This window comes from Streptomyces sp. NPDC060184 (assembly GCF_042728795.1).
Taxonomy (GTDB): Bacteria; Actinomycetota; Actinomycetes; order Streptomycetales; family Streptomycetaceae; genus Streptomyces.
Map to the genome: position 1 here is coordinate 1 of NZ_JBHWYX010000083.1, position 13303 is coordinate 13303.

The 13303-nt window shown below is 71.9% G+C and carries 11 protein-coding genes and 1 pseudogene; 6 read left to right on the forward strand and 6 right to left on the reverse strand.

Annotation, left to right across the window (positions count from 1 at the left end):
* Positions 1–57 precede the first annotated feature (57 nt).
* Both ACFWEE_RS32050 and ACFWEE_RS32055 read right to left on the reverse strand, forming a co-directional pair.
* Positions 58–1227: a hypothetical protein gene (locus tag ACFWEE_RS32050; RefSeq protein WP_386894667.1), complete on the reverse strand. Its 1170-nt coding sequence runs from the start codon at positions 1225–1227 to the stop codon at positions 58–60.
* Positions 1209–1946, reverse strand: coding sequence for an ABC transporter ATP-binding protein (locus ACFWEE_RS32055; protein WP_386894669.1), 738 nt, complete (start codon positions 1944–1946; stop codon positions 1209–1211). Before ACFWEE_RS32055 ends, ACFWEE_RS32050 begins: the two co-directional genes overlap by 19 nt.
* 328 nt (positions 1947–2274) lie before the next feature.
* On the opposite strand from ACFWEE_RS32055, the gene ACFWEE_RS32060 reads away from it, so the two are divergent.
* Positions 2275–3714: a gamma-aminobutyraldehyde dehydrogenase gene (locus ACFWEE_RS32060; protein WP_386894671.1), complete on the forward strand. Its 1440-nt coding sequence runs from the start codon at positions 2275–2277 to the stop codon at positions 3712–3714.
* Positions 3715–3875: 161 nt separating this feature from the next.
* A complete protein-coding gene (locus ACFWEE_RS32065) occupies positions 3876–4421 on the forward strand; it encodes a hypothetical protein (protein ID WP_386894673.1) in 546 nt (181 codons plus the stop codon).
* 376 nt (positions 4422–4797) lie between these two features.
* Here ACFWEE_RS32065 and ACFWEE_RS32070 read toward each other — a convergent pair whose 3' ends face one another.
* Entirely contained in the window at positions 4798–5502 is a 705-nt protein-coding gene (locus ACFWEE_RS32070) for a glycerophosphodiester phosphodiesterase (RefSeq protein WP_386894675.1), read from the reverse strand.
* 21 nt (positions 5503–5523) lie between these two features.
* Positions 5524–6648, reverse strand: a complete 1125-nt coding sequence (locus ACFWEE_RS32075) for an adenosine deaminase (RefSeq protein ID WP_386894677.1) — start codon at positions 6646–6648, stop codon at positions 5524–5526.
* Positions 6649–6713: 65 nt separating this feature from the next.
* On the opposite strand from ACFWEE_RS32075, the gene ACFWEE_RS32080 reads away from it, so the two are divergent.
* The gene (locus ACFWEE_RS32080; protein ID WP_386894679.1) at positions 6714–7424 is read left to right on the forward strand and encodes a DUF4190 domain-containing protein; all 711 of its coding nucleotides are present in this window, start codon (positions 6714–6716) and stop codon (positions 7422–7424) included.
* Positions 7425–7517: 93 nt separating this feature from the next.
* Here the strand turns inward: ACFWEE_RS32080 and ACFWEE_RS32085 are convergent, their stop codons facing one another.
* Positions 7518–8093, reverse strand: coding sequence for an NADAR family protein (locus tag ACFWEE_RS32085; protein ID WP_386894681.1), 576 nt, complete (start codon positions 8091–8093; stop codon positions 7518–7520).
* Positions 8094–8256: 163 nt separating this feature from the next.
* On the opposite strand from ACFWEE_RS32085, the gene ACFWEE_RS32090 reads away from it, so the two are divergent.
* From ACFWEE_RS32090 to ACFWEE_RS32100, 3 genes are all read left to right on the forward strand, one after another.
* A complete protein-coding gene (locus ACFWEE_RS32090; protein WP_386894683.1) occupies positions 8257–10491 on the forward strand; it encodes a hypothetical protein in 2235 nt (744 codons plus the stop codon).
* Positions 10492–10657: 166 nt separating this feature from the next.
* Positions 10658–11140 carry a hypothetical protein gene (locus ACFWEE_RS32095; RefSeq protein ID WP_386894685.1) on the forward strand — a complete coding sequence of 161 codons (483 nt, stop codon included), beginning with the start codon at positions 10658–10660 and terminating at the stop codon, positions 11138–11140.
* 134 nt (positions 11141–11274) lie between these two features.
* Positions 11275–13104 carry a chitinase gene (locus tag ACFWEE_RS32100; protein ID WP_386894687.1) on the forward strand — a complete coding sequence of 610 codons (1830 nt, stop codon included), beginning with the start codon at positions 11275–11277 and terminating at the stop codon, positions 13102–13104.
* Here ACFWEE_RS32100 and ACFWEE_RS32105 read toward each other — a convergent pair.
* Positions 13092–13303, reverse strand: a pseudogene (locus ACFWEE_RS32105) (hypothetical protein); the annotation flags it as partial. The gene ACFWEE_RS32100 and the pseudogene ACFWEE_RS32105 overlap by 13 nt on opposite strands.

The following is a 13303-nucleotide window of genomic DNA, read 5'->3' on the forward strand; positions in this document are numbered from 1 at the left end:
GGCCCCGCGTACGCGGGGCCACGGCGCGCTTCGTGCCTCTCGGTCGGCTCGGCCTTCTCAGCCCGACAGGGGCAGGGCCGCCAGCTGCGCGAGCACCCAGGTCAGCGGGGCGAACACCAGCAGCAGGGTCACCGCCCGCAGCGCGGTCGCGGACCGCAGCACGGACGAATGGGCGCCCATCCGGTGCAGGGTCTGCGCGGTCCGCGCCCTGTCCTGCCGCGCCTCGATCGCCGAGGTCAGCAGGGAAGCCGTCGTGCAGCCCAGGACCAGGACGGCTCCGAGTGCGGTGAGCGGACCGTAGGGTCGGGCCCCCGGTTCGTACAGCGCCATCGCCGCGATGGCGCCCGAGACCACGGCGCAGACGATGCCGAGCGGCCGGCCGATGCGGCGGGCCTCGTCCATCAGGACCCGGCCCGCCAGCAGCCGCACGGCCCCCGGGCGTGCCGACTGGAGCAGCCGGCCGCAGAGGTGGGTGAGACCGGGCCCGGCGAGCGCCAGGCCGGTCGCGGTGAGGACCCAGCCGGCCAGCACACCGGCGGGGGTGGAGTCGAGCCGGCCGGGCAGCGGGAAGGGGCTGCCCCCCGAACCCCGGCTCGCGTACGCCTCCACGGCCAGTCCGGCGGCGGCCAGCGCCACCCCCCAGGGCAGGCCCGCCGGAGCCGCGGCGGGGGAGGCGGGTTCCTCCGCCGCGAACGGCTCGTCCGGCGCCGGGGCCGTGGGCCGGGACCGCAGGGCCAGCGCGCTCGCCACGGACGCCGAGACGGGGACGAGCGCCAGCAGCACCAGCGCGGCGGCGAGCGGCAGCGGGGCACCGGCGCCCAGGAACTCCGCCGCGCCGCCGTCGAAGGGCATTCCGGTCAGATCGCCCCGCAGGTGCAGGAAGAAGAGCAGGGCCACCATCGAGCCGAGCGTGGTGGCGACCGCGGTGGAGACGGCGGCGAGCACCGACAGCCGGACCGGCCCGAGACCGAGGGCGGAGAGCCCGGCGCGCGGCCGGGTGCTCGGGTCCGTACGGGCCACCGCGACGGCGAACTGCACGGTGGCCGCCAGCGGTACCGAGCACCACAGCAGCCGCAGCACCGAGCCCGCGGCCTGGGACGGGTGCCCGGAGGCGTGCCCCAGCGTGCTCAGCAGGAGGAAGCCCACCCCGGCGGAGGCAGAGGCGACCAGCAGCCGCCTGACCAGGACGAGGGGGTGGGAGCCGCGGGCTAGACGGAGAGCGAGCACGCCGAGCGGCCTTCCGTGTCGGCCACGGCGGGCAGTTTGACGGTGGCGACCCGGCGGCCGTCCAGCATCGGGACCGTACGGTCGGCGAGTGCGGCGATCTCCGCGTCGTGGGTGGCCATCACCACCGTGATGCCGTGCGAACGTGCCGCCGCCGTGAGGGTGCGCAGCAACTGGTTGCGGTCGGCTCCGTGCAGGGTCGCGGTCGGTTCGTCCGCGAAGATCACGGAAGGGGCGGCGGTGAGGGCGCGTGCCACGGAGATCCGCTGACGCTGGATCTGGAGCAGTGCGTGGGGCCGCTTCCTGGCGAGCGGCCCGATGTCCATGCGCTCCAGCCACTCCATGGCGGCCTTCTTGGCGGTGCGGTGCGAGACGCCCCGCAGCAGCAGCGGAAGCGCCGCGTTCTCCCACGCGCTGAGCTCGGGGACGAGCTGCGGGTCGGAGGCGATCCAGCCGAACCGGTCGCGGCGCAGTTGCTCGCGCAGCCGGGGGCCCATGGTGTGGACCGGCACGCTGTTGAACCACACCTCGCCCTGCTGCGGCACCAGTTGGCCCGAGAGGCAGTGCAGCAGCGTGGACTTCCCGCTGCCGCGCGGCCCCGTCACGGCGAGGATCTCGCCGTCGCGGACACCGAGCGAGACACCGCTGAGGCCCGGCGATCCATTGTGGGAGTGATGCAGGGAGCGTGCCCAGATCACGTCGTTGTCCGGCGGGGCCACCATGGCGTACACCTCGGTTCAGGTCAGTTTCCCGTTCCCCCGTACGGGGGAACGAAGACGCGGCCGATCGGTCACTGGGCACGGTAGGGAGTGGGAACGGGGTGTGCGAACAGCACGCGGCCCGGACGAGTTCGTTCTCACTCGATCGGGTGCATTCGGGCCGAGGTGGCCACGAGGAGCGAGCCGGTGTGAACAGGTCGGGGGGCGGCGATCCGCAGGACGCCCTGACCGACCCGCTTCTGTACGTACGCTGGCCATGAAGGCCGAGCGCCCAGAGCGACCAGAGACCGACCAGAGACCGACGAAAGACCGACGAGAAGGAGTGGTGGCCGTGACCACCGACGTGCGCCGTCTGCGCAACTACATCGACGGGGAGTTCCGGGACGCAGCCGACGGGCGGACCATCGACGTGGTCAACCCTGCCACGGAGGAGGTCTACGCGACGTCCCCGCTCTCCGGGCCGGCCGACGTCGACGCCGCCATGGCGGCAGCCGCCGCGGCGTTCCCCGGGTGGCGCGACACCACGCCGGCCGAGCGGCAGAAGGCCCTGCTCAGGATCGCCGACGCGTTCGAGGAGCACGCGGAGGAGCTGATCGCGGCGGAGTCGGAGAACACCGGCAAGCCGCTGGCGCTCACCCGCAGCGAGGAGATCCCCCCGATGGTGGATCAGATCCGCTTCTTCGCCGGTGCCGCCCGGATGCTGGAGGGCCGCTCGGCCGGGGAGTACATGGAGGGCCTGACCTCGATCGTCCGGCGGGAGCCGGTCGGTGTCTGTGCGCAGGTCGCGCCGTGGAACTACCCGATGATGATGGCGGTCTGGAAGTTCGCCCCGGCTCTCGCGGCGGGGAACACCGTCGTCCTCAAGCCGTCCGACACCACTCCCGCGTCGACCGTCCTGATCGCCGGGATCATCGGCGAGATCCTTCCCGCCGGTGTCTTCAACGTGATCTGCGGCGACCGCGAGACCGGCCGCGTGATGGTGGAGCACCCGACCCCCGCGATGGCCTCGATCACCGGTTCCGTACGGGCCGGCACACAGGTCGCCGCCTCGGCGGCCAAGGACGTCAAGCGCGTGCACCTGGAGCTCGGCGGCAAGGCCCCCGTCGTGGTCTTCGAGGACGTGGACATCGACAAGGCGGTGTCCGGCATCGCCGAGGCGGGCTTCTTCAACGCGGGCCAGGACTGCACGGCGGCGACCCGGGTGCTCGTCCACGAGTCGGTGCACGACGCCTTCGTCGCGGCCCTGGCCGTGGCGGCCAAGGAGACGAAGACCGGTCTGCCGGACGACGAGGATGTGCTCTACGGCCCCCTCAACAACGCCGACCAGCTCGCCCAGGTCAGCGGGTTCATCGACCGCCTCCCGGCCCACGCCACCGTCGAGGCGGGCGGCCACCGTGTCGGCGACAAGGGCTACTTCTGGGCGCCGACCGTCGTCTCCGGGCTGCGCCAGGACGACGAGATCGTCCAGAACGAGGTCTTCGGCCCCGTCATCACCGTGCAGTCCTTCACCGACGAGGCCCAGGCCCTGGAGTTCGCCAACGGTGTCGAGTACGCGCTCGCCTCCTCGGTGTGGACCAAGGACCACGCCCGCGCGATGCGGATGTCGAAGAACCTCGACTTCGGCTGCGTGTGGATCAACACCCACATTCCGCTGGTCGCCGAGATGCCGCACGGCGGGTACAAGAAGTCCGGCTACGGCAAGGACCTCTCCGCGTACGGCTTCGAGGACTACACCCGGATCAAGCACGTCATGACCTCCCTCGAAGGCTGACCGCACGACCGTCCGCCTCCGCCCGCACCACCTCTCGGGCCGCACCGCGCGGCTCCGGCACGGCCCCCGGTTCTTTGGGGGCCGCGCTGCGTTCGAGGGGTGCTCGACGGTTCGGCCGAAGTGCTTTTGAACGCGTTCATAAAGGGCGTACAGTGCGGGGCATGAGCGAGCGGGCCCTGTTGCGGCGCATACGCGTGTGGTTGGTCTTCTTCATCGTCTGTCTGGCACTGAGCGGGCTCACCGCCTTCCCGCTCGTGCACGAACTCCGCTGGACCGAAGAGCTGTTGGCCTCTTCCGCGTCGCCCGTCCCCGAGCACCTGCCCGCCCTCATGAAGTGGATCACCCGGGTGCGCACCGGGCTCGACGAGGCCGACGCGCGCTACCCTTTCGTGCTGTACGGGACCGACTGGCTCGCCTTCGCCCACCTCGTCATCGCCGTGGCGTTCTACGGGCCCTACCGCGATCCGGTACGCAACATCTGGGTCGTGGAGTTCGGCATGATCGCCTGCGCCGGAATCCTGCCGCTCGCCCTGATCTGCGGGCCACTGAGAGGCATTCCGTTCTGGTGGACGGTCATCGACATGTCCTTCGGCGTCTTCGGAGTGGTCCCGCTGCTCGTGGTGCGGCGGCTGATCAAGCGGTTGGAGGCGGCCGGGCCGAGTGGCGCCGAACCACCGCTGCGGAGGGCGACGGCTCCTGTGGTGTGAGGGACCGACGGTGTCGTCGACGGTGTTGTCCTCGCGGCGGATCGCGGTGACGGCCGGGCCGGTCGTCGCGTGCCCCGGTGCGATGACCGGCCCGGCCAGGACGCCGAGGGCCGGGGCCGGGGCGAACAGGGTGCCGGTTCGAGTGCGAGTTCGGGTTCGGGTCTTCATCGGGAGCCTCCGTCGGGGGATGTCTTTTCTCCTGCGGTGACTCCATCCTGTTGATCCGGGGTAGCCCGCGGATCCCCCGAGCGGGGGTTTGGCAGGGGGAACCTCTCTCCCCCGCACGAGGGAGGCGGGGACCTCTCCTCCCTCGCACAGGGGAGAGAGACGCCACCGGTCCCGCAGTGCGAGCCCGCCCGGGCCGCCCGGCCGGAGGTCAACCGCGCTTGCCCGCAGCAGAGTCGGCGAGCAGCCCGCGCAGCACGTCGATCCGGTTGGTGGTGATCGAGTCGACGCCCCGGGAGACCAGACGGCGCATGGTGCGCCCGGTGTCGGCGGTCCAGGCGGAGACGAGCAGGCCGTCTTGGTGCGCCCGGTCCGTCAGGTCCCGGGTCACCAGCCCGAACCGGTAGTTGAGCCAGCGCGGGCCGACCGCCGCGAGGAGCACCGGGCGGGGCGGGGCGAGGGTCGTCCAGGTCAGGGCGATCTCGGCCGAGGGGTCGTTGGCGCGTACCCGGAGCATCGCGTCGGCGCCCGCGCAGTAGTAGGCGCGGTCCCCCGCCCCGCACGCGCGCACCGTACCCACGATCGTCCGCACCGAGGCGTCGGTGGAGCCGGGCAGATCCACCATCACCCGGTGCGGGCCGACGGCGGCCAGCGCCTCGCGCAGGGTGGGCACCCCGCCGCCGGTGCGCTCCGCCAACTCGGCGTGGTCCAGCGTGTCCAGGCGGACGTCGTGCCCCCAGAGCCGCTCCAGCGTGGCGTCGTGAAGGAGCACGGGGACCCCGTCCCGGGTCACCCGGACGTCGATCTCGACCGCGTCCGCCCCCCGTTCGAGGGCGGACCGGATCGAGGACAGCGTGTTCTCACGGGCGCGGTAGGGATCTCCGCGATGCCCCACGGCGGTGACGGTGTGTGCCATGGGGCCATTGTCGCGGCCGGTTCAGCGGCCGTCGGCCGTCAGCCACTGTGTCGTGTACGTGTCGATCTCGGCCGCCAGCTTCCGCTTCCCCGCGGGGTCCAGGAAGGACGCCTCCACGGCGTTCTTCGCCAGCTCCGCGACCCCGCGCTCGTCCAGCTCCAGCAGACGGGCCGCAACGGCGTACTCGTTGTTCAGGTCGGTGCCGAACATCGGCGGGTCGTCGCTGTTGATGGTGACCAGCACACCGGCCGCCACCATCTCCTTGACCGGGTGGGAGTCCAGGTCCGCCACGGCGCGCGTCGCGATGTTGGACGTCGGGCAGACCTCCAGCGGGATCCGCCGCTCCGCCAGGTGCCGGAGCAGCGCCGGGTCCTGCACGGAACTCGTCCCGTGCCCGATGCGCTCGGCGCGCAGCGACGTCAGGGCGTCCCACACCGTCTGCGGGCCCGTGGTCTCTCCGGCGTGCGGTACCGAGTGGAGGCCGGCGGCGATGGCGCGGTCGAAGAACGGCTTGAACTGCGGGCGGTCCACGCCGATCTCGGGTCCGCCGAGCCCGAACGAGACCAGCCCCTCGGGCCGCAGATCCACCGCGAGCCGGGCGGTCTCCTCGGCCGCTTCGAGCCCCGCCTCGCCCGGGATGTCGAAGCACCAGCGCAGTACGGTGCCGAACTCCGACTCGGCCGCCTTGCGGGCGTCCTCTATCGCCTCCATGAACCCCTGCTCCGGGATGCCGCGCCGGGTCGAGCTGTACGGGGTCACGGTCAGCTCGGCGTACCGGATGTTCTGCCGGGCCATGTCGCGGGCGACCTCGTACGTGAGCAGCCGGACGTCCTCCGGGGTGCGGATCAGGTCCACCACCGAGAGGTACACCTCGATGAAGTGGCCGAAGTCCGTGAAGGTGAAGTACTCGGCCAGCGCCTCGGGGTCGGCGGGCACCTTGGAATCCGGGTGGTGGGCGGCCAGCTCGGCCACGATGCGCGGGGACGCCGAGCCGACGTGGTGCACGTGCAGTTCGGCCTTGGGCAGTCCCGCGATGAAGGGGCGGAGGTCGGTCATCAGGAATCTCTCCGGTGGTTCTCGGTACGCCGGTACCGAGAGCCCGCGGCGCCCGGTCGTCCGGCAGGGGCCGCCGGTGGCACCGTTCATCGTAGGCCGCGGCGGAGGGGCGCGGCCCGGGCCGTAGCATGACGGCATCACTAGGGGGGAGTCACATGTCAGAGAACACCGAGCCGCTCAGCGGCGGGGAGGCACCCCGCGATCCCTGGGCCGCGCCGGAGAACAAGGTCGACCTGGGCAAACAGGGCGGGGACGTCCGTCCGCCCGCGGTGCACGACCAGCCGACCGTCACGTCCGTACCGGGCGTCGAGGAGCCGCGGCAGGACGCCTGGGCGGCCCCGGTCGCCGGAGGGTTCGGACCTCCGCCCGTACAGGGAGGCCCCGGCCCCGGGCCTTCCGCGATGCCCCCGCCGCCGGTCTCGCCGAACGGCCCGGGACAGCAGCCGGTGGGCCAGTACGGCTACCCGGCGGCCCCGCCGCAGCCGTACCCCAACTACACCGGGTACGACGCCTACGGCGGCCAGGCGGTCTGGGCGCCCACCCCGTCCAACGGGATGGGCATCGCGGCGATGGTGCTGGGCATCCTGTCCATCTGCCTGTTCTGCATGTACGGGGTCCTGAGCCTCATCCTGGGCGCGCTGGCCCTGATCTTCGGCATCCTGGGCCGTAAGCGCGCACAGCGGGGCGAGGCCACCAACGGCGGTCAGGCGCTCGCCGGGATCATCACCGGGTCCATCGGGATTCTCATCGGCGCGGTGATCATCGGGTTCCTGATCTGGTTGTTCGCCACGCACGCGGAGGATTTCGAGGACAGCGGGTCCACGGACGACCCGTTCGCCACGTCGCTCGTCGTCGAACGGTCCTGACGTCCGGGAAGCACCGCGTCGTCCGTCCCACGCCGTCCGTCCGACCGGGGCCGAGCCCGGAGGCCGGGCGGCGCGTGGTTTCCGGGACAAGGCTCAGGCGGACGCGGGGGACGGCTCCGGTGCCTCGGCCCGGAGCCGCTCCCGCGCCTCCATCAGCGCGAAACCCAGCAGGTTCAGCCCGCGCCACCGCCCGGGGTCCTCGGCCCGCTCGTCGTCCTTCGCCAGCCCGATGCCCCAGACGCGGTCCACCGGACTCGCCTCCACCAGGACGCGGTCCCCGGTGGAGAGCAGGTAAGCGCGCAGTGCCGGGTCCTGGCCGAACTTGTGGACGCTGCCCGCCACCACGAGGCCGAAGCGCTCCCGCGCCCACACCTCCTCGTCGAAGCCCCGGACCAGGCGCCCCGCCTTCTTCGCCGCAGCCGGACTGCGGGCCTCCAAGGCCGCCCGCTCCGCGTCGGAGTCCCCGAAGAGCCTCGCCTTCCCGGCCATCATCCAGTGCTCGGCGGAGGGGTACCCCACGCCGTCGACGACGAACGGCGACGGCCACCACTGGCTCAGGCAGGAGGCGCCCAGCGTGCCGTCCGGAAGGGGCCGGTGCCCCCAGAACAGCAGGTACTTGACCCGCTTGCCGCTCCTGGTCCGGGTGAGGAGATCGTCCATCTGTTCCATGACACGCGAGTGTGGCACCCACCACTGACAGGGACGGCGGCACGGGGCCCGGCGACTGCGTCCCCAGGGGGCGACGGACTGCTGTGCCCACCTCGACCACCGGTCACCTGCGGTGATTTGTCGAGCACTGTCGGTTCTGTGTGCGGGCGTATAGCATCGCCCGATGCATCGTGACTTGGTGGGGGCCCTGGACGAGGGCGAGTTGCAGCCGCTGCGTGACTGGCTGACGTCGATTCAGGTAGAGACCGGAACGCTCCACGAGCTGCCGCAGTGGGATTCCTCGCGCTTTCCCGAACTGCTGCCGTCGAGCCGTCGGCTGGCCGACCGGACGGAGTCCGCGAAGGCGGAGATCCTGGCCCAGCTGCCGAAGGCCGCCGCCGAACCGGGCGGGGTGCCGCTGCTGCTGCTGTTCGTCTTCCTGTCGGTCGAGGCCGAGTGGGAGATCTCCTACCACTACCAGCCGATGTGGGACACCCTGCGGGGCGCGGGGGACTGCCTGCGCGACCACGGGGCGGTGGTGCGGGGGGAGGACGCGGTGCTGACGCGGGCCGTCCTCGCGCTGATGGGGAGCCTCTCGGAGCAGATCAGCGCCGAGAACGCCATGACCACCGGGCAACTGACCGCCCACGAGGCGGCCCTCGGCACCGCGGCGGCGAAGGCGCGGGAAGCCGCAGCGCTGGCCCGGAGGGTGGCGGGCACCCACCCGGACCTCAGCGCCTACGTCGTCCGCCGCGCCGAGGAGTGCGAGGTCTACAACACCGCGGTCGGTGCCGCGGTGCGCGCGGTGCGCGACTTCCTCACCACCGGCGCGTCGCTCGACGAGGCCATCGCGGACCTGGAGAGGGCCGAAGCCTGCGACGAGATCACCGACGACGTCTACGTGAGCGAACTGCGGGCGCACCGCTTCTCCCTGATGGCGCTGAACGGCGTACGGCACGATCCCTGGCTGCGGATCGACCAGGGGAAGATCGTCTACCTCTACCCGTTCGCCACCCGCGGCGTGCCGCCCCAGGCGGTGCTGGACAGCGTCGCGGAGGGGGCCGAGGGCTGGTCCCTGGGAGAGGTGACGCCCCTGTCGGTGGACGGATCGCTCAAGCTCGACGACGTCTGGGACGGTTCGGACGCGTTCAAACGGCACTACGAGGGCTCGCTCCTGACGCTTCCCGACGTGGTCACGTTCGGCGCCGACGGCAGTGAACTCGCCCGGCTGGGCGCGCAGATCCGGTTCTCGAAGCTGGGCAACCACCACGTGCGGTTCACGACGGACATCACGGACGTCATGCCGGCCGAGCTCTACGCGATGATGCTGCGCGCCGCACCCGAGCACGGCAACGTGCGCGTCGCGTTCAAGGACGCCCCGGGCAAGGTGTGGCCGCGGCTGGCCGATCTCGCGGTGCAGCTCGCGGAGGACGCCGGAAGGCGCCTCGCCGAGCACGCGGCCACCTTCGAGGCCGGCGTCGTCGCGCGCCAGGGCATGTTCCAGCTCGTCGTCACCGTCGACGCGGCCTCCACCGCGCCGGGCCCCGCGAGTTCCCTGGTCCGCCGCGAGGTGCGGTCCGCGGGCGACCTGCTCGAAGCGGTGGGGGCGCAGCTGCTCACCAATCCGGTCACCTTCCTGATCGGGGCACTGGCCGAGTGGATCCGCTACGAGACGGAGAACGAGCTGTCCTCGACGGCGACCGGCCTCATCGGGGAGCGGACCGTACGCACCTCCAACACGACGGTCATCCTGGCGCCCGGAGTGGCCGCGTTCACCCAGGGCACCCGCGCGAGCGTGGCGGAGTTCGCCGCCTCGCTGGACGGGCTCTTCGCCGGCTGGTCCCTCGAACTCGCCGACCACTACGCGCGGGTCGACGGCATCCAGGCGCAGGTGGACGCGGCGGAGAGCGACCCCGGCGTGGGCGCGCAGGCACTGGGCACGCTCGCGCGGATGCTGGACGCGGAGAAGCTGCGGCTCAACGACTACGCCACCGGGGTCAGATCCACGGTCGCGCTCATCCGGTCACCGTCCCTGATGGCGTCACCGGTCGTGGCGGACAGCCTCCGGCTGCTGCTGGAGCGCTGCGGTTTCGAAGAGCGGGTCGCGGAGCTCAACGCCATGATCGAAGAGGTGACGCAGGAGCAACTCGGCGTGACCATAGAGAAGCTGGCCCACCAGCGCGAGGAGCAGGAAGCCCGGGAGGAGGAGCGGCGCGAGAGCAGGCAGCGCGCCAAACTGGAGGTGTTCCTCGCGGTGATCGCCGCCGCGGGCGTCTCGGGAGTCGTCCAGGTGCTGCAGGCCGGTTTCTTCGAGAGCGACAACGCCGCGAAGTGGGCGGTCGTGGGCGTGGTCGGCATCGTCTCCCTGGCGTTCCTCCTGGGCCTCGTGCTCTGGCCCCGGTCCCGCAGGAACCCCTGACGGCGCCGTCCGCGCCGCCGGCCCGCTCGCCCTCCGCCCAGGCGCCGATTCCCCTGTGATCCACTTCACAGGGAATTGGTGGTCCCGACTCGCGTAACGAATGTGCCCCTCCGCTCTCTCTCCGTGTGTGAACGCACCGTCCACACACGGGAGAGGGAGGCCAGGCGTGACTGGCACGAGGGTAGGAGCGGCGGTCCGGTGGCTGGCATCGGCGGCACCCGATCCGGGCGCCTGCCGGCGGGAGTGGGAGCGCGATCCGCGGGGGATCGCGCTCCTGCCCACCGGCAGGCGCTGGGACGTACTGGTCCTGACCGCGCGGCTCGGGTATCCGACGCTCGACGTGCTCACCCGTCTGATCGACCGGCCCGGTCCCGTCCTGGCCGACTTCGGCGACGCCCGGATGGGTTTCTTCGTGCCGCCGGGCACCGCCTCGCGGTGGCTCGGCACGGGGGTGCGGGGGCTGGGGGCCGGTACGTGGATCGTGGTTCCGTGCCCGGGGCGGGTGGCCGGCGGTGTGCGCTGGCTGGTGCCGCCGGACGGATCGGGGACGCTCACCGACCCCGTACTGCTGGAGTTCGCGATGCACGAGGCGGCGGCGGTCGTGGCGGCCGGTGAACGGGACGCGGACGGCGGTGACCTGGGCCGATGAGCCGGTGACGCACCCCGGAAGGAGCCGCTCCGCGCCGGGGCGGGAGGAGGCGTGGGTGCCAGTGGTCTTGACAACTCGATTGGTCTGGACCATGTTGTGCGCGCCGCCCCATTCCCCCTCGTACGGAGGCAGTTGTGGAACGCACGCGATGTCCTGCCCGATTCACCAGAGTTCTGGCCGCCCTTTCCGTGACCCTGCTGGCGGCCGGCACCCTCGCCGCCGTCGCCCCGGCGGCGAGCGCCGCCGACACCGACCTGGCGCGCAACGGCGGATTCGAGTCGGGCCTGGCCGACTGGACCTGCTCGGCCGGGAGCGGAGCCGTCGTCAGCACGCCCGTCCACGGCGGCGCGTCCGCGCTGAAGGCGACCCCGGCCGGCAGCGACTACGCCAACTGCGCCCAGACCGTCACGGTGAAGCCCGGCTCCACGTACACGCTGAGCGCCTGGGTCCAGGGCGACTACGTCTACCTCGGCGCGACCGGCACCGGCACCACCGACGTCTCCACCTGGACGCAGTCCTCCGGCGCCTGGAAGCAGCTCACCACCACCTTCACCACCGGCTCCGCCACCACGTCCGTCAACATCTGGACCCACGGCTGGTACGGCACCTCCGCCTACTACGTGGACGACCTCAGCCTGGTCGGCCCCGGCGGCGCCCCGGTCACCGTGCCCGCAGCCCCCACCGGGCTGACGGCCGGGACCCCCACCGCCACCTCCGTACCGCTCTCCTGGACGGCCTCCTCCGGCGCCACCGGCTACCAGGTCTACCGCGGCGGTACGAAGGTCGCCTCGGTCACCGGGACCTCCACCACCGTGACCGGCCTCACCGCCTCCACGGCGTACAGCTTCCAGGTCACCGCCACCAACTCGGCCGGTGAGTCCGCGAAGTCCGCCGCCGTCGCAGCGACGACCGCCGCCACCGGCTCCACCGGCGGCGGGAACAACGCCGGACTGCCCGACCATGCGCTCGTCGGCTATCTCCACTCCAGCTTCGCCAACGGCTCCGGCTACACCCGGATGGCCGACGTACCCGCCTCCTGGGACGTCATCAACCTCGCCTTCGGCGAGCCGACCTCCGTCACCTCCGGTGACATCCGCTTCTCGCTCTGCCCGGTCACCGAGTGCCCGAACGTCGAGTCGGAGGCCGAGTTCAAGGCGGCCATCGCCGCCAAGCAGGCGGCCGGCAAGAAGGTGCTGATCTCGATCGGCGGCCAGAACGGCCAGGTCCAGCTCTCCACCACCGCCGCCCGGGACGCCTTCGTCACCTCGGTGTCCAAGATCATCGACACCTACGGGCTGAACGGCCTGGACATCGACTTCGAGGGGCACTCCCTCTCGCTGAACACCGGTGACACCGACTTCCGCTCGCCCACCACGCCCGCCATCGTCAACCTGATCGCGGCGGTGAAGACCCTCAAGGCCAAGTACGGTTCCGGCTTCGTGCTCACCATGGCGCCGGAGACCTTCTTCGTCCAGCTCGGCTACCAGTACTACGGATCGGGCCCCTGGGGCGGCCAGGACCCGCGCGCCGGCGCCTACCTGCCGGTGATCCACGCCCTGCGCGACGACCTCACCCTGCTGCACGTCCAGGACTACAACTCGGGTTCCATCATGGGTCTGGACAACCAGTACCACTCGATGGGCGGTGCCGACTTCCACATCGCCATGACCGACATGCTGCTCACCGGCTTCCCGGTCGCCGGCGACCAGACGAAGTTCTTCCCGGCGCTCCGGCCCGACCAGATCGCCGTCGGCCTCCCCGCCTCCACCCAGGCCGGCAATGGGTACACCACCCCCGCCGAGGTCACCAAGACGCTGAACTGCCTGACGAAGAAGACCGACTGCGGGACCTACCAGACCCACGGCACCTGGCCGGGGCTGCGCGGCCTGATGACCTGGTCGATCAACTGGGACCGCTTCAACAACGGCGAGTTCGCCCGGAACTTCGACGCCTACTTCGGCTGATCCTGACCCCGGTCCCCGGCCGAGGGCCCTTCCCCGGCCGGGGACCCACCGGCACCGGGCCGCCCGGTCCGGTGCCGGGCGCACCACAGCGGGACGAGCAGCAGACCGCTCAGCCACAGGCTGCCGAGCACGTCGAGCGGCCAGTGGTAGCCCCGCAGCATCAGACCGGCGCCCGTCGCCGCCGTCAGCAGGGCGGCGG